17 protein-coding genes are annotated in these 15,987 nt (G+C 65.1%); 4 read left to right on the forward strand and 13 right to left on the reverse strand.

Annotated elements, in window-relative coordinates:
• Positions 1–21: 21 nt before the first annotated feature.
• The 5 genes from ACIPHN_RS23520 to ACIPHN_RS23540 all read right to left on the reverse strand — a co-directional run bounded on the left by ACIPHN_RS23520 (position 22) and on the right by ACIPHN_RS23540 (position 3,465).
• On the reverse strand, positions 22–747 hold the full coding sequence (locus tag ACIPHN_RS23520; protein WP_400440946.1) for an OmpA family protein: 726 nt from the start codon (positions 745–747) through the stop codon (positions 22–24).
• Between the two features lie 155 nt (positions 748–902).
• The gene (locus ACIPHN_RS23525) at positions 903–1,346 is read right to left on the reverse strand and encodes a hypothetical protein (RefSeq protein WP_400440949.1); all 444 of its coding nucleotides are present in this window, start codon (positions 1,344–1,346) and stop codon (positions 903–905) included.
• 22 nt (positions 1,347–1,368) lie between these two features.
• A complete protein-coding gene (locus ACIPHN_RS23530) occupies positions 1,369–1,779 on the reverse strand; it encodes a phage holin family protein (protein WP_400440951.1) in 411 nt (136 codons plus the stop codon).
• A gap of 11 nt (positions 1,780–1,790) precedes the next feature.
• Positions 1,791–2,099 (reverse strand): YqjD family protein, encoded by a 309-nt coding sequence (locus ACIPHN_RS23535; RefSeq protein WP_013236311.1) that lies wholly within the window; start codon positions 2,097–2,099, stop codon positions 1,791–1,793.
• A gap of 220 nt (positions 2,100–2,319) precedes the next feature.
• Positions 2,320–3,465, reverse strand: a complete 1,146-nt coding sequence (locus ACIPHN_RS23540) for a gamma-glutamyl-gamma-aminobutyrate hydrolase family protein (protein ID WP_400440953.1) — start codon at positions 3,463–3,465, stop codon at positions 2,320–2,322.
• A gap of 315 nt (positions 3,466–3,780) precedes the next feature.
• Here ACIPHN_RS23540 and ACIPHN_RS23545 point away from each other — a divergent pair, with 315 nt between their 5' ends.
• On the forward strand, positions 3,781–4,302 hold the full coding sequence (locus ACIPHN_RS23545; protein WP_400440955.1) for an NAD(P)H-dependent oxidoreductase: 522 nt from the start codon (positions 3,781–3,783) through the stop codon (positions 4,300–4,302).
• A gap of 66 nt (positions 4,303–4,368) precedes the next feature.
• Positions 4,369–6,201, forward strand: a complete 1,833-nt coding sequence (kefC, locus tag ACIPHN_RS23550) for a glutathione-regulated potassium-efflux system protein KefC (RefSeq protein WP_400440958.1) — start codon at positions 4,369–4,371, stop codon at positions 6,199–6,201.
• A gap of 163 nt (positions 6,202–6,364) precedes the next feature.
• Here the strand turns inward: kefC and ACIPHN_RS23555 are convergent, their stop codons facing one another.
• From ACIPHN_RS23555 to ACIPHN_RS23575, 5 genes are all read right to left on the reverse strand, one after another.
• A complete protein-coding gene (locus ACIPHN_RS23555) occupies positions 6,365–7,858 on the reverse strand; it encodes a DegQ family serine endoprotease (protein ID WP_400440961.1) in 1,494 nt (497 codons plus the stop codon).
• A gap of 159 nt (positions 7,859–8,017) precedes the next feature.
• Complete coding sequence (locus ACIPHN_RS23560) at positions 8,018–9,373, reverse strand: ATP-binding protein (protein WP_400440964.1); 1,356 nt, start codon at positions 9,371–9,373, stop codon at positions 8,018–8,020.
• Positions 9,370–10,026 carry a response regulator gene (locus ACIPHN_RS23565; RefSeq protein ID WP_400440966.1) on the reverse strand — a complete coding sequence of 219 codons (657 nt, stop codon included), beginning with the start codon at positions 10,024–10,026 and terminating at the stop codon, positions 9,370–9,372. The genes ACIPHN_RS23560 and ACIPHN_RS23565 overlap by 4 nt, the downstream gene beginning before the upstream one ends.
• 15 nt (positions 10,027–10,041) lie before the next feature.
• Positions 10,042–10,236, reverse strand: a complete 195-nt coding sequence (locus ACIPHN_RS23570) for a DUF2905 domain-containing protein (RefSeq protein ID WP_198984495.1) — start codon at positions 10,234–10,236, stop codon at positions 10,042–10,044.
• 10 nt (positions 10,237–10,246) lie between these two features.
• Positions 10,247–11,407: a class I SAM-dependent methyltransferase gene (locus ACIPHN_RS23575; RefSeq protein ID WP_400440969.1), complete on the reverse strand. Its 1,161-nt coding sequence runs from the start codon at positions 11,405–11,407 to the stop codon at positions 10,247–10,249.
• A 28-nt stretch (positions 11,408–11,435) separates the two neighbouring features.
• On the opposite strand from ACIPHN_RS23575, the gene ACIPHN_RS23580 reads away from it, so the two are divergent.
• Both ACIPHN_RS23580 and ACIPHN_RS23585 read left to right on the forward strand, forming a co-directional pair.
• Complete coding sequence (locus tag ACIPHN_RS23580) at positions 11,436–12,203, forward strand: SDR family oxidoreductase (RefSeq protein ID WP_400440972.1); 768 nt, start codon at positions 11,436–11,438, stop codon at positions 12,201–12,203.
• 17 nt (positions 12,204–12,220) lie between these two features.
• The gene (locus ACIPHN_RS23585) at positions 12,221–12,616 is read left to right on the forward strand and encodes a dihydroneopterin aldolase (protein WP_400440974.1); all 396 of its coding nucleotides are present in this window, start codon (positions 12,221–12,223) and stop codon (positions 12,614–12,616) included.
• Between the two features lie 75 nt (positions 12,617–12,691).
• On the opposite strand, the gene ACIPHN_RS23590 is transcribed toward ACIPHN_RS23585, so the two are convergent.
• From ACIPHN_RS23590 to ACIPHN_RS23600, 3 genes are all read right to left on the reverse strand, one after another.
• Positions 12,692–13,324 (reverse strand): YitT family protein, encoded by a 633-nt coding sequence (locus ACIPHN_RS23590; protein ID WP_400440977.1) that lies wholly within the window; start codon positions 13,322–13,324, stop codon positions 12,692–12,694.
• Positions 13,317–14,507 carry an aromatic amino acid transaminase gene (locus ACIPHN_RS23595; RefSeq protein WP_400440980.1) on the reverse strand — a complete coding sequence of 397 codons (1,191 nt, stop codon included), beginning with the start codon at positions 14,505–14,507 and terminating at the stop codon, positions 13,317–13,319. Before ACIPHN_RS23595 ends, ACIPHN_RS23590 begins: the two co-directional genes overlap by 8 nt.
• A gap of 100 nt (positions 14,508–14,607) precedes the next feature.
• On the reverse strand, positions 14,608–15,924 hold the full coding sequence (locus ACIPHN_RS23600) for an MFS transporter (RefSeq protein WP_400440982.1): 1,317 nt from the start codon (positions 15,922–15,924) through the stop codon (positions 14,608–14,610).
• Positions 15,925–15,987 lie beyond the last annotated feature (63 nt).

Raw genomic sequence — 15,987 nt, forward strand, 5'->3', positions numbered from 1 at the left:
ACACCAACGACAACCAGCCGATCAATAGCGCTGCGGCGGAGGTGGCGGCGGGTAACCGGCCGGATTGTAGCCAGCAGGTGCCTGCGCGGGCGCACTGGTCTGTTGCTCCGCAACGAAGATTTCTACGCGGCGGTTCTTGGCGCGATTGGCGTCCGACGTATTGGGCAGCAGCGGTTCATGCGATCCACGTCCCTGGATGCTGAAGCGGTTGGCCGCTACGCCCCGCGTGCTCAGGTAGTCGCGGGTACGTGCCGCGCGCTGCATCGACAGCGGATCGTTGATGGCATCGCTGCCGGTATTGTCGGTATGGCCGATGATGGTGACGGTGGTGCCCGGATTCTCGACCAGCGTGGCGGCAAAGCGGTCCAGTACCGGACGCATCTCTGGCTTGATGTCGGCACGCCCCGTATCGAAGGAAATATCGCTGGGGATCTCCAGCTTGAGGCGGTTGTCGGCGGTCTGCGTGACTTGCACACCGGTGCCCTGGGTGGCCTGCTCCATGGCGCGCTTCTGGTTTTCCATGCGGTTGGACCAGATGTTGCCGGCCACCGCGCCGATGGCGCCACCGATGGCTGCACCTCCCAGCGCACGGCCGCCACCACCACCGCCGGTGGCTGCGCCCAGGATACCGCCGATGCCGGCGCCAATGCCCGCGCCGGTGGCAGTGCCACGCTGGGTCGGGCTCATGTCGGCACAGCCGGTGATGGCCAGTACGCCGGCCATGGCTGCGATCGATAAAGTCTTCATGTCACGTCCTTTCTTGCCTTCTCAGTGTTGTTGTCCAGGCCTGCCGAGGCCGGTGATGATCAGAGCTGATCGCGGCCATTATGTTCCTGTTGCGCTTCCCCAAAATGACAAGGGCATCCGGCTTGCCGGATGCCCTTGCCGGGAGCGGGGATGCGTCAGTGCTCGCCCGATCCGGGTTGCTGCGGCCCCTGCAAGGCATCAGTATCCTCCTGGGCCGGTGCGCCGCGTTGGCTGAAGTAATACGCCAGGCCACCGACGGCGGCAATGACGCCCCCCATCAGCAGGGGCTTGCGCAACCAGCGACGCGACAGCAGCGAGGCACCGGTCACCAGCAACGGCGTCACCGACTGCAGGTTGACGCCGCCCAGGCCGCCTGAGGCGATCGACTTGATCGATTGCATCGTCTTGCCGCCCCCCACCAGCGAGGCGGCAAAGTGACCAACACGGCTCAGCGCTCCTTTGGCCAGCGACTCCGCGCTCAGGCTCTCGCGCACCACCTCGCGCGCTTCCATCACGCCCAGCCGGTACAGCGCGCCTTGCGCCAATACCTTGCGCTTGCGCTCCTCGTGGGTCATGCCCTGGTCTTGGTCTGTCTGCATGCCTATCCTCGCAAAAAAGCGCTCACAGCAGCGCGTCACGGTCCCGGCGCAGCTCCGACATGGTCTGCGGCAGGGACAGCTTGCCCTGTCGCAGCACCGAGCGGGCATACCACACCAGACCCACCGTGGCCGCGCTGAACAGGAAACCCAGCAAGGCCAGGATCTTCCAGCCCCAGGTGGCCCAGGCCAGCAGCACGATCAGCACCGACCAGAAGGCGATGGCAAACCACAGCGCCACCGCTGCCAGCACGAAGATGACGGCGAATCGCACCAGGTTGGCGCCAATCTCCGACATCTCCAGCGAGGCCAGCTCGATACGGCTGATGATCAGGCCCAGCAGGTTCTTGGCCAGGCCCAGCAGGCCCGCCGTCAAACCCGGATGGGCCGCATGGGAGGCCGACGCTGCCGGCCCGTCCTTGTGGTGCGTCGCCATCGGCGCGACGCTTACTTGCTGCGACCGATGACCAGGCCGACCAGCAGGCCCAGGCCGGCCGAGATGGCCACGGCGCGCCACGGATTCTCGTGGACGTAGTCGTCGGTCTTGGCAGCGACTTCCTTGCCCTTCTCGATGGCGGCGGCCTGCGCGCTCTGGGCGGCTTCGGCGGCGGCTTCCAGCAGGGTCAGGCCACGCGCGCGCAGCTCATCGGCCTTCTCGCCGGTGGCGGCGGCAGCCTCGGCGAACAATGCCTGGGCATCCTTGACCAGGGTCTTCATGTCATTGCGGACGGTCTTCAGTGCGGGGGATTGTGGCATTTGGATTCTCCTTGTTAGCCGATTGGGGAAAGACGAAAAGACCAAGAGGTCTGCCTGCCATGGCCGCGGTGCGCTCGTGCTGCACTGCGGACACGCTTGATTCTACAGAGCCTGCCGCGCAGCGGGTAGCTGCCTGCAGCAAGCTTGCGCCAGCGCAAAACCGGTTCGATGGCGCAATCCGGTGTAGGTTCCGGGACTGCGCCCGGCCACAGGGCCTCGCCTAGAAGCGGGTCTCGCGCGCGGAACGCAAGAAACTGTCCAGGATGGGTGTGCAATCCAGCAGTTCGGAACCACCGGCACGGTGGAATTCCGGGTGCCATTGCAAGCCCATCACGAAGGGGGCCTTGCGATAGCGGATGGCCTCGACGATCTGGTCGGGACCGGACACTGCCTCCACCGACAGATCACGCCCCAGATCACGCACCGCCTGGTGGTGGATGGAGTTGACCAACGCGTTCTCGGTCTTGACCAGGCTGGCCAGCGACGACCCCTGCGGGAAATGCAGCGCATGGGTATTGCTGTCGTACTGGTCGTTGACGTGCGGGATCGCGGTAGGCACATCGGTGGCGATGTCCTGGTAGAGCGTGCCGCCGAAGGCCACATTGATCAGCTGGCAGCCACGGCAGATACCCAGCACCGGCTTGCCGGCCTCGATGAACTCATGCAGCAGTTCCAGCTCGTACATGTCGCGCACGCGGTCGCCGCTCCATTCGGGACGGGTCGCGGCCTGCGCATAGCTCTGCGGGGAGACGTCGGCCCCACCCTGCAGCACCAGCCCATCCAGATGCTTGGCATAGTCGCGCAGGCGGATATTGCTGGGGTGGACCAGGCCATTGGTATTGACGGTCGGGATCATGAACACCAGCACATCGCGCGACATCACCCATTGCGCGATCGACTCTTCCAGGTATTGCAGGGTCTTGCTGCGCAAGCCCTTGGAACCGGACTCAGGGTGGAAGATGCGGGCCGAAACACCGATTTTCAAGGTGCGCTGCATGACGCGGCGGCCGGCCTTGTCCGACAGCTGTCGCAGGCGTGCCGCCAGGAAGCGCCAGGTCTGGGCCCAGGGTGCATCGCCTGCATGGTGCGGCGGCGGCGGCAGCGTCGAATAGCCACTGCCCGGAGGCTGGGCGGCCGGCCCGGGCTGGGGCGGTGCTGCCGTCGTGCCGGCAGCCGCAGCAGCGGTCACGGGCTCGGCGGCAGGCGCCTGTGCAGCGGCGGTGGCAGCGGTGGCGCCGCTGGCATCAGCACCTGTGGCGGGAGTGCTGGCGGTTGTAGCGGCAGCGGCGGGCTTCACCGGATTGGCGGGCTGCGCCGGGGTGCGTTCAGGGGGCAGGTTGGCTTCGGAGTCTTGGATGTCGGACATGGCTGCAATCTGTAATCAAGATGGATGTACTACGGCGAGCGTCACCGACCAGGGCTGCAAGAGCCGGGTGCGATGGTGCGACGGAGAACCCGGGGAGTGGCTGAGTATAAGCGCATTACCCGGCTTTGGGCACCCACGGGGCAGCCGTCAGGGAGATCGACCAGGGCAGCGGCAAGCAGTTTCATACAAGCCATGCGCGCTGCTTTCGTGGCAAACTCCTTTCCCTCATCCTGGCAGACAACAACCAGGCCATGCATGTTCCGGCCAATTTCATCTGCCAGCCGCCGCTACCCGTCCAGCCCCAGTGCTCTCCTCATGCCCAAGGCCCTGATCCTCTACGCCCATCCTGCCGCCGAGCTCTCGCGGACCAACCGCCTGATGCTGGAGGCCGCCGCGCGCCTGCCGGACGTGCTCATCCATGACCTCTACGAGCACTACCCGGATTTCCACATCGACGTGGCCCGCGAGCAGCAACTGCTGACCGAGGCCGAGCTGGTGGTGCTGCAGCATCCCATCCACTGGTACGGCATGCCGGCCCTGCAGCAACTCTGGCTGGAACAGGTACTGGCGCGAGGCTGGGCCTTCGGCCACGACGGCCACGCCCTGCAGGGCAAGCGCCTGTGGCTGGTGGCCTCCACCGGCGGCGAGGCGGCGGCCTACAGCAGCACCGGCCGCCATGGCCACCCCTTCGCCGACTTCCTGCCGCCCTACCAGCAGACCGCGCGCCTGTGCGGCATGCAGTGGCAGGATCCGCTGATCCTGCATGGCGCCCATCACGTGCCCCCGGTCGAGTTCCAGCAGCATGTCGAACGCTACCTGGAAGGCCTGCAGGCATGATCCCGTATCACCGCATCTCCCCCATGATTGCCCCCATGACCTCCCCTCTCCCCACTGGAAATCGCCATGGATGAACAACTCCTCATCGCCCTGGTCTACCTGCTGGCCGCCGTGGCTGCCGTCCCCATCGCCAAGCGCCTGGGTCTGGGTGCGGTGCTGGGCTACCTGCTGGCCGGTATCGTCATCGGCCCCTGGGGTCTGCGCCTGATCACCGAGGTCAAGCACATCCTCGAATTCTCCGAGTTCGGCGTGGTGCTGCTGCTGTTCCTGATCGGTCTGGAACTCGATCCCAAGCGCCTGTGGGCACTGCGCCGCTCCATCTTCGGCTGGGGCAGCATCCAGGTCACCGCGGTGTCGCTGGCCCTGTTTGCCGCCGCGCTGGTGGTCGGGGTGCCCTGGCGCATCGGCCTCATCGCCGCGCTCGGCATGTCGCTGTCCTCCACCGCCATCGCCCTGGCCACGCTGGGCGAGCGCAAGCTCACCGCTACCCCGGCCGGCTCGGCGGCCTTCTCTATCCTGCTGTTCCAGGATATCGCCGCCATTCCCATGATGGCCGCGGTGCCGCTGCTGGGCGTGGCCGCCACCCAGGGCAGTGGCCAGGGCTGGCTGCATGCGGGCCAGGTGGTGCTGGTGATCGCCTTGCTCATCCTCGGTGGCCGGGTGCTGATCCGCCCCATCCTGCGCATCATCGCCAAGACCGACATGCGCGAGATCTTCACCGCCTTTGCCCTGCTGCTGGTGATCGCCACCTGCCTGCTGATGCAATCGGTGGGCATGTCCATGGCGCTGGGCACTTTCCTGGCCGGGGTGCTGCTGGCCGACTCCGAATACCGCCACGCCCTGGAGAGCGACCTGGAGCCCTTCAAGGGCCTGCTGCTGGGCCTGTTCTTCATCGCCGTGGGCATGTCGGTGGACTTCGGCGTATTCCTCGCGCAACCCTGGCGCATCATCGGCCTGGTCGCGGGATTCCTGGCCATCAAGACCTTTGTGATGTGGCTGCTCGGACGCTGCTTCGGCATCCCGCGCGGACAGCAATTGTTCTTCGCCTTCCTGCTCTCGCAGGGTGGCGAGTTTGCCTTCATCGTCTTCGGCGCGGCCGTCACGGCCAAGGTGCTGACGCCAGAGACTTCGTCGCTGCTGGTGGTGGTCGTGGCCCTGTCGATGCTGGTCACGCCCCTGCTGCTGCTGGTGCATGACCGCCTGCTGGTGCGCTGGCTGGAAGGCGGCAACCGCCGCCCGGAAGACAAGATCGGCCCGCAGGACCATGAAGTCATCATCGCCGGCTTCGGCCGCTTCGGCCAGATCGTCGGGCGCCTGCTGGCAGCCAATGACATCGGCGCCACCGTGCTGGATCATGACCCGGACCAGATCGACTTCCTGCGCAAGTTCGGTTTCAAGGTGTTCTACGGCGACGCCACCCGCATCGACCTGCTGCGCACCGCCGGTGCTGCCCGTGCGCGTGTACTGGTGATCGCCATCGACGATGCCCAGGCCGCGCTGGAGATGGTGGACAAGGTGCGCGAGGAATTCCCGCACCTGCAGATCGCCGCGCGGGCACGCAACGTCACCCACTACTACGACCTCATGGATCGGGGCGTGACGGTGCTGGAACGCGAGACCTTCGAGAGCGCCCTGCACATGGGCCGTCAGGTGCTGGAGCAGCTGGACTTCGGCGCCTTCCGCGCGCGCGAGGCGGCGATGAAATTCCGCGCCCACAACCTCAAGACCCTGGAAACGCTCTACCCGCACTACAAGAACCAGGCGCAGATGGTCTCGATGGCCGTCCAGGCGCGCGAGGAATTGCAGGCCATGTTCGCCGGCGACCGCGCCGCCATGGAACGCGACCATGCCCACGACCAGTGGCGTGGCGAACCGCCACCGCCGCCATCGGCCCAATAAAAAAAGGGCCGGACACGCTCGCGCATGTCCGGCCAATCCCTCACTGCTTGTTACCACGTACTACAGGCTACTCACTACAAGTTCCAACTACTCATCACTACGCACTGCTACCGGTACTACCCACTGCAACAACAAACCATTTAAATCGTTTAGATCATTTAGATCAATTCAGGGCCAGCGGCACGAAGATCTTCTCGTCACCGCGCTCCACCAGCAGGGCCACGTTCTTGCCCGCCTCGGTGGCCAGCTTGCGCAACTGGGCCACGCTGGTCACCGGCGTACCATTCAAGGCCAGGATGACGTCGCCACTCTGGATGCCGGCCACTGCTGCCGGGCCGCTGGCGTCTTCCACCAGCAAGCCGTTCTGGCCACCCAGCTGCTTCTGTTCATCCTTCTCCAGCGGACGCACCGCCAGGCCCAGACGGCCCTGCTTCTCGGCCTTGCTGGCCGGCGCCTCGTTGCTGGCCTGCTTCATCTCGCCCACCGTCACGTTGAGGGTACGCACCTTGCCGGCACGCATTACCTCCAGCGGCTTGTTGCTGCCGGGTGCGGTATCGGCCACCAGCGTGGGCAGGTCCACCGAATGATCGATCTCATGACCATTGAAGCTCAGGATCACATCGCCCGGCTGCACGCCCGCCTTGTCGGCCGGACTGCCCTTCTCCACCGAACTCACCAGCGCGCCCTGCGCCTTCTTCAGGCCGAAGGAATCCGACAGCGCCTGGTTCAGATCCTGCACCGACACACCCAGGCGACCCCGGGTCACCTTGCCATGCTGGACCAGTTGCTGCTCCACCTTCATGGCCACGTCGATGGGGATGGAGAACGACAAGCCCTGGAAGCCGCCAGTCTGGCTGTAGATCTGCGAATTGATGCCGATCACCTCGCCACGCAGGTTGAACAGCGGGCCACCGGAGTTGCCCGGATTGACGGCCACATCGGTCTGGATGAACGGCACGTAGTTGTCATCCGGCAGGCTGCGCGACTTGGCGCTGATGATGCCGGCGGTGGCGGTGTTATCGAAACCGTAGGGCGAACCGATGGCCAGCACCGGCTCACCGACCTTCACACGGGTGGGGTCACCGATCTGCACCGTTGGCAGGTTCTTGGCATCGATGCGGATGACGGCAATGTCGCTCTGCTTGTCGATACCCAGCACCTTGGCCTTGAACTCGCGACGGTCGGTCAGCTTGACCACCACTTCCTGTGCGCCATCGACCACGTGGGCGTTGGTCAGGATCAGGCCATCCTGCGAGATGATGAAGCCCGAACCCAGGCCATGCATCACACGCGGCTGCTGCGGCATCTGCAATTGCGGGCCGAAGTGCTTGAAGAATTCGTAGAAGGGATCGTTGGGATCGAGTCCGTTGCCGTTGCCACCGTCGTCATCGGCCACCTTGCGCACCTTGCCGGTGACACTGATGTTGACCACGGCCGGACCGGCGCGCTCGACGATGCCCGAGAAGTCGGTCGCCGCCGCCACCACCGGTCCGGCCGGGGCTGCGGGCGCGGAGTTGGAGGCCACCAGCGGGGTGTTGATCGCGGCCGCCTGCGCCGACGGCAAGTCGGCACCGCGAAAATAGACATAGCTGCCGCCGACCACTGCGGCAATCATGACGGCCAAAGTGTTACGAACAAATACAATGCGACGGCTCATCTTCTTCTCCTTGATCGAACTGGATACCGATGGTCGGGACCGCCGACGCGCCTCTGCGCGCCTCGCTGGTCTCAACCGTTGGAGTGAAGATTAAGCAGTGAAAATTAAGACAAACTTAAGGTAGGAAAGAAGATGAAAAACCTCTGTGGATAACACAAGTCATCCGGCCGGGTTGGTACTCAGGGGGAAACTGACGCGCGCCTCCAGGCCCCGGCCGGTATTGCGCAATTGCACCGGCACCCGGTGCAGATCGGCGATCTGGCGCACGATGGCCAGGCCCAGGCCGCTGCCGAATCCCCCCCGGCCAGCCTGCGGCTCGTGGGCGCGCTGGCCGCGATAGAAACGGTCGAACACGCGCGGCAATTCGCTCTCGGCGATGCCCGGTCCGCTGTCCTGGATCACCACCGTGCAAGATCCGGCTGTGGATAAATCAAATCCCACATCGACCACGCCGCCTGCGGGCGTATAGCGCAGCGCATTGTCCACCAGGTTGTTGAAGAGGATGCGCAGGGCATCCGGATTGCCCTGTACCCACAACGGTCCTTCATTGCTGTGCTCCTCGCCCTGTGCCTCCGACAGGCCCAGGTCGATGCCACCATGCTCGGCCACCGACAGCAGGTCTCCCACCACACTCCCCAGGAGGGCGCGCAGGTCGACGGCGGTGAAGCTCAGCGCGTCGGGTTCCTGGCGCGCCAGTGTCAGCAGCTGATGCACCAGGTGTGTCGCGCGCTCCAGGCCATTCTTGAGATCGGCGAAGGCGGCGCGACGCTCGTCCTCCTCAACCGCGCGCTCGGCCAGCTGCGCCTGCAGGCGCAGCGCCGTCAGCGGAGTACGCAACTCATGGGCCGCATCGGCGACGAAGGCGCGCTGGGTTTCGGTGGAATGCTTCAAGCGTGCAAGCAAGTCGTTCATGGCATGGGTCAGCGGCTGGATCTCTTGCGGCATGCCCACATCGGCCAGCGGCTGCAGCGAATTCATGTCGCGCGCGGCCACCTCGGCGGCGGCCCGGCGCACCGGCGCCAGTCCCCGGCTGACCGCCACCCAGGCCAGTACGCCGATGAGCGGGAACAGCAGCAGCAAGGGTCCCACCGTCTTGACCGCCATCTGCGCCGCGATCTCGTCGCGCGCGCTTTGCGGCTGCGCCACCTGCACCACGGTATTGCCGATCTGGGCGCTGTAGACGCGCCACATGCCATTGGGTCCGCGCACATTGGCAAAGCCCAGCTCGGCCTGGCGCGGCATGGCGCCACGTGCGTGGGAGTGATAGATGACGGTACCGCGACTGTCCCAGATCTGCATCATGATCTCGTCTTCCAGCTCGGGGAACTGCTGCCCCGGCGAGATCGGCGAGAAAGCCTGGCGCGGCAGCGACGCCGCGATCTGGCGCATCTGGTAGTCGAAGATCTGGTTGGCCTCGCCGCGCGCCTGGAAGTACAGCGCCACCCCGGCCAGCAGGATGATGGAGAACAGCCCCAGGCCCAGCCACAGCAGCAGCTTGTTACGGACCGAATTCATGCCGGCACCAGGTAGCCCACGCCGCGCACGTTCTTGATGAAGTCGCTGCCGACCTTCTTGCGCAGGGCATGGATATGCACTTCGACGGCATTGCTTTCGATGCTGTCGTCCCAACCGTAGAGCTTTTCTTCCAGCTGGGCGCGCGAGAGCACCACACCGGGCCGGTCCATGAAGGCGTGCAGCAGCGCGAATTCGCGCGCCGACAGGTTGACCGGCTTGCCGCCCACGGTGACCTCGTGGGTGGCGGGATTCAACACCACCTCGCGCACCTGCACCAGGCTCTCGGCGCGGCCGGCCTGGCGGCGCGACAGGGCACGCATGCGCGCCGACAGTTCTTCCAGGTCAAAGGGCTTGATGAGATAGTCGTCCGCCCCCGCATCGAGCCCGGCCACGCGGTCGGCCACGGCATCGCGCGCCGTGGTGATCAGCACCGGAATGCTGTTGCCGCGCTCGCGCAGCGTGCGCAGGACCGCCAGCCCATCCTTGTGCGGCAGGCCAAGGTCCAGCAGCATCATGGCATAGTCTTCGGTGCGCAAGGCCACGTCGGCCGACTTGCCGTCCTGTACCCAGTCGATGGCGAAGCCGTCCTGGCGCAAACCCTTGCGCACCGCCTCGCCGACCATGGGATCATCTTCCACCAGCAATACGCGCATCTCGCTTGGTCCTTCTCAGAGTATCTTCGCCAGCAGGAAGACCACCACCGAAATCAGGATGGTCGAGGCGAACGGCAGGGAATAGATGCGGCCGAACAGGCGGAAGCGCAAGTCGCCCGGCAGGCGGCCGATGCCCAGTTTCTCCAGCCAGGGCAAGAGCGTGGAAAAGACGATCACGGCCAGGAAGATGACGACGATCCAGCGTATCACGCGATGCTCCTCATAGCCTGTGGGTACGGTCGTGGCGCAGCATGCGCTGCGGCCATTCGACATTCTTGCCGATGGCCAGCACCTTGAACAGCTCACCCATCTCGGCCGGCGAAATCAGCTTCTGCATGCCATTGGCCAACGGCAGGTAACGCACACTATCCTCGGGTGAGGTGCGCAGCAGCAGCTCGCCGATGCCGGCATTGAGCAGGAAGGCGCCCTGGCTGGTATAGGCCAGCACTTCGGCGCCCTCTTCCACGGCGGCCACCGCCATGGCGGTGAAATCGACGTGGGCGGTCAGGTCCTGCAAACCCGGCCAGTAGAACGGATCAGTGTGGGCGTGATGGCGGTAGTGGCACATCAGCGTACCCTGGTCGCGATCCTGCAAATAATATTCTGCCGCGGGGAATCCGTAGTCTGGAAGGATCACCGCCGCGCCCGACCCGGCGGCCACCATGCGCGCCAGCGTGCGCATGAAGGCGATGGCCACCGGCGCCACTTCGGTCAGGTAGCCTTGCGGCAAGGTATCGGCATCGGGAATCTGCCCGACCGGCAAGTCGGCCACGGCACGGTCCCCGAACTGCAGGCGGCCGCTGGCGTCGCAGATCACGCCACGCTCCAGCCAGCCCTCGGCGCCCTTCACGGCCAGCCGCACCGGCATGGCATCCAGCACCTCGTTGCCGACCACCACGCCCGAGAAGCGCTCCGGCAGGGTATCGAGCCACTCGACCAGATCACCGAAGGCAGCCAGCGTCTCCTGTTGCCTTGCGCGCAACTGGGCGGAGATTTCCACAATGAAATATCGAACCGGCAACTGGCCGCCTGCCTGCAATTCGGTGAGGATGTCGCGCGCGAGCTTGCCGGTGCCGGCGCCGAACTCCAGCAGGACGTTCTCCACCGCCGGGCTGGCGGCGATCACCTCGGCGGCCAGGTGGGCCAGCGTGGCGCCGAACAGGGGCGAAATTTCCGGGGCGGTTGTAAAATCCCCATCTTTGCCCAGTTTGGCCGAACCACCGCTGTAGTAGCCGACTTGCGGCGCATACAGCGCCAGTTCCATGTAACGTTCGAAAGTGATCCAGCCGCCGGCGGCAGCGATCTCGCCGGCAATCAGTTGCTGGAGGGTATGTGACGCCAGCTGTGCGTCGGCGCCTGGTTCGGGTAGTTGCAGTTGCATGGGCCGTATTGTATTGGAAACCAAGGACATGGCATCTCCCTCTTCTGCAGGCGTCGCGCTGGTCACCGGCGCGGCCCGCCGTATCGGTCGTCACATCGCCCTGGCCCTGGCACAGGCCGGCTGGGACGTGGCCGTCCACTATCACCGCTCCCGCGAGGAAGCCCAGACGCTGGTGCGCGAGATCGAGGCCCTGGGCCGACGCGCCCTGGCGGTCAGCGCCGAGCTGGGCGACGAGGCCCAGGTGCGTGGCCTGCTGGCCCAGGCGGCGCCGCTGGGGCGGGTTTCCTGCGTGGTCAACAATGCTTCGCTGTTCGATTTCGACGACGCTGCCAGCTTCGGCAACGAGCGCCTGCTGCGCCACATGAGCGCCAATGTCGGTGCGCCGGTGTTGCTGGCGCAGGCCCTCTTCGAGGCCACGCCGGAAGATGAACAGTCAGTTGTGGTCAACCTGCTGGACCAGAAACTGTACAATCCCAATCCCGACTTCCTGTCCTATACGCTGTCCAAGGCGGCACTGCACAGCGCCACCACGCTGCTGGCGCAGGCACTGGCACCGCGCGTACGGGTGGTGGGCGTGGCGCCGGGACTAACCATGGTGTCGGGCGAGCAGACCGAGGAACAGTTCGGAAAGGCGCACCAGGTGACCCCGCTGGGCCGTGGCAGCACGCCCGAAGACATCGCCGCCGCCGTCTGCTACGTGGCCACCGCCCGCGCCGTGACAGGCACTACCCTGCTGGTCGATGGCGGCCAGCATTTGCTTCCCCTTTCGCGCGACGTCATGTTCGTGGCGAAATAACCTTTACTGATCTGATCATGCTCTTCCAGTCCCATCCTTCCCTGCAAGATTGCCGCCGCCTGTTCCTGCGCAACTACGAGGTGTTCATCAACATCGGCGTGCACGAGTTCGAAAAGAAGGGGGAGCAGCGCATCCTCATCAACGTCGACATCTACGTGCCCCTGGCCGAGACCACGCCCACCGCCGACCACCTCGACGAAGTGGTGGACTACGACTTCATCCGCTCCACCATCGCCGCACGCATGGCACACGGCCATATCCACCTGCAGGAAACCCTGTGCGATGACGTGATGACGGCCATGCTGGCCCATCCCAAGGTGCGCGCGGTACGCGTGTCGACCGAGAAGCCGGATGTCTATCCGGATTGCGAATCGGTGGGGGTGGAGACGTTCCGTATCAAGCCCGCAGGCTGAATCGTCCCCGCATAAAAAAACAGGCGTCCCGATAAGGTGACGCCTGTTTTTTTTGCGGAAAAAGTACGACAGCACTTACATGCCCATGTACCGCCCCGCCCGGTGATTAAGGGCGATGATGAGATTGGCCGTCACCGCCCCCATGATGGAGGCCAGCAGGATCTTGGGCGTCACCACGAACAGCGAGCACAGCACGATCACCACGTCCACGCCCATCTGCAGCTTGCCCGCGCGCAGGCCGTAACGGTCCTGCAGGAACAGCGTCACCACATTGATGCCGCCCAGGCTGGCGCCATGGCGGAACAGCACCACGAAGCCCACGCCCATGAGCAGGCCACCCAGGATGGCGCTGTAGAAGACATCGAGCTTGCCGTAGCTGATGAAGTGCGGATGCATCAGCGAAAAGCCCGACACCAGCGCCACCGCGCAAAAGGTCTTGCCGGTGAAGCGCAGGCCCATGCGGCGGAAGGCAAAGTAGTAGAACGGGATGTTGATGGTGAAGAACACCACACCAAACGGCAGCCCCGTGAGGTAATGCGCCAGGAAGGCCAGGCCGGCGGTGCTGCCGGTGAGCAAGCCCACATGGGTATACATGTTCACGCCCAGCGAGACAAAGAGGGTGCCGGCCATCAGGGCCAGCACATCCTCATAGCCCTTGTGGCGCAGGTCGGCCGTGGCAAGCACGGCCTTGCTTGCCACTTCAGCCACGCAACACCTCGGCCATGGTCTCGGCCACCCGTGCGACGTTGCCATCGTTCAGGCCTGCCACGCAGATGCGGCCGGTGCCCACGGCGTAGACGCCGAACTCATCGCGCAGGCGATCCACCTGGGCCGAGGTCAGGCCGGTATAGCCGAACATGCCGTTCTGGCGCAGCAGGAAGGAGAAGTCCTGGTCGGGCACGGCGCTCTTCAATTGCGATGCCAGCTTCTCGCGCATGTCGCGCACGCGCACACGCATCTCCTCGACTTCGGCACGCCATTGCGTGGCCAGCTTGTCATCGCCCAGCACATGCGCCACCAGCAGCGCGCCGTTGCGGGCCGGGCTGGAATAGTTGCGACGCACGGTCAGCTTCAGCTGGCCCAGCACGTTGGCGGCCTGGCCGGCTTGCGGGCAGAACACCGACAGCGCACCGATGCGCTCGCTGTAGAGCGAGAAGATCTTGGAGAAGGAGTTGGAGAGGAAGAAGGGAATCTGCCGACGCACCGACTCGCGCACCGGCCAGATATCCGCATCCAGGCTCTCGGCGAAGCCCTGGTAGGCCAGGTCGAAGAAGGGCAGCAGGCCGCGCTTCTCGATCACGTCGACGATCTGCTCCCACTGCGCGCGGGTCGGATCGACACCGGTCGGGTTGTGGCAGCACGGGTGCAGCAGCACCACCGCGCCCTTGGGCAGCGAGTCGATCTTGGCCAGCATGCCTTCGAAGTCCAGGCCCTTGGTCTTGGCATCGTAGTAGGGATAACGCTCGGTCTTGAAGCCGGCGCCTTCGAAGATGCCGATGTGGTTGTCCCAGGTTGGGTCCGGCAGCCAGATGGTCGGTTGCGGGAAGAAACGGGCGATCAGGTCCGCGCCCACCTTCAGCGCGCCCGAGCCACCCAGGGTCTGGACGATGGCCAGGTGATCGTCGGAGGGCAGGTCGGCGCCGAAGAGCAGCTTCGCCACCGCCTTGCGATAGGCACCATGGCCTTCCATGGGCAGGTAGACGTAGGGCGCGCCAGCCTCGGCCACGGCGGCCGATGCGGTACGCACCGAGGGCAGCACCGGTACGGCGCCACGGCCATCGGTATAGATGCCGATGCTCAGGTTGACCTTGTTGGCGCGCTCATCGCGCTGGAACTGTTCCATCAGGCTCAGGATGGGGTCGCCTGCATACGGCGGGAGATGCGAAAACATGAGGACCTCGTCGATTGGAGTAAAGCGGTTGCCGGTGAATTCAGCGGCCAGACCGCCATGTTAGCGCGGCACGGGAAAAAATTCCCGCGCCACCTGCGCCTTACAGGTATTTTTTCAGCCGGAAGTGGTAGATCGCCACGCACACCAGGCTGATCGCCGCACAGGCCATCAGGTAGAAGCTGGGCGAGACCGGGTTGCCGGTCTTGCCCACCAGCCAGGTCACCATGAAGGGCGTGAAGCCGCCGAAGACGGTGGCGCCCAGGCTGTAGCTGATGCCCATGCCGCGCACCCGGGTGGCCGGCGGGAAGATCGAGGACAGCACCACGCCCAGCGAACCGAAGTAGACCGCCTTGAGGATGCCGGCCCAGATCATGATGGCCATCATCACCCACACGCTGGGCGAGCCGATGACCCAGACGAAGGAGTAGTAGATGGTGGCCAGCGTCAGGACGGTGGAGATCACCATGATGCGGGTGCGGCCATAACGGTCGGCCAGCATGCCCATGAAGGGCGCGCCCACCATCAGGATGGCACCGGTCACGGCGGCGGCGGCAAAGGCGGTCGATTGCGGCAGGTGCAATTGCTTGATGGCAAAGGTCGGCATGTACAGCAGCATCAGGTAGGTCGCGGCCGTGGAGACCGACAGGATGCCCATGGCCACCAGCACGCGGGTGACCTGCAGCCCCCAGGAGGCCTCATCCACACCGATGGCCTGTGCCTTCTTCGCCATCGGCACTTCATCGATATGCCGGCGGATATACAGGCCCACCGGCGCGATCAGCAAGCCGAAGGCGAACGGCAGGCGCCAGCCCCAGGAAGCGATCTGCTCGGGCGTGAGCCACAGGTTGAGCAGGAAGCCGGCCAGCGCGGCCATCAGGGCGGCAGCGCCCTGGCTGGAGAATTGCCAGCTGGCCATGAAGGCGCGGCGCTTGGAACCGGTCTCGGTCAGCAAGGCGGTGGCCGAGCCGAACTCGCCACCGGCCGACAGCGCCAGCAGGATGCGCGCCACCAGGATGCCGATGGGCGCGGCCACCCCGATGGAGGCATAGGTGGGGATCACGGTACAGATCAGGGTACCGACCACCGTCATCGAGAGCGACATCAGCAGCGCCGGCTTGCGCCCCACCTTGTCGCCATACCAGCCCAGCAGAATCGCGCCCAGCGGGCGGAACAGGTAGGACAGGCCGAAGGTGGCGAAGGTCACCAGCAGGGACACCGTGTCATCCCCGGTCGGGAAGAACAGTTTGGAAATGGTCACGGCGAAGAAGCCGTAGGCCACGAAGTCGAACCACTCCAGCGCATTGCCGATGGAGGAGGCGATGATCAGCCGGCGCATGCGGGCCGCCGACATGGGGGCCGGTTCGCTGTGCGATGCCGAAGAAACTTCCTGTGCTGCCGATGGGGACGCTGCGTTCATGTTCTTGTTCCTGTTGGAAGGTGTGGCATGCGCGCCAGGAATGCGATCCTGACAAGATTAACG

It is taken from the genome of Herbaspirillum sp. NPDC087042 (assembly GCF_044745245.1).
Lineage (GTDB): Bacteria > Pseudomonadota > Gammaproteobacteria > Burkholderiales > Burkholderiaceae_D > Herbaspirillum.